Source organism: Prevotella sp. HMSC077E09 (assembly GCF_001814685.1).
GTDB classification, from domain to species: Bacteria; Bacteroidota; Bacteroidia; order Bacteroidales; family Bacteroidaceae; genus Prevotella; species Prevotella oris.
On record NZ_KV817564.1, the window covers coordinates 1 to 306 of the forward strand.

Sequence of the window (306 nt, forward strand, 5' to 3'; positions counted from 1 at the left end):
CCGCAAGTTCAAGCCCCCCTCCTTGGGAGAGGCAGGGAGAGGTTATGCAAGTTCGACCTCCCCCTCCTTGGGAGAGGCAGGGGAAGGCTCCTCAAGTCGGCTCTCCCCTCCTTGGGAGGGGTCGGGGGAGGCTCCGCAAGTTATCTCTCCCCTCCCTTGGGGAGGGGGCGGGGGTGGGTTTTTGTTATTTTCTTTTACAAAACCCTTTGCAAGACAGCCCGTGCTGAGAAGCAAACGCATTACGGTCGGAAATACGCGAGTTTTGAGTCTGTTTGCAACGCATTGACTATGAGGATGTTATGAAAA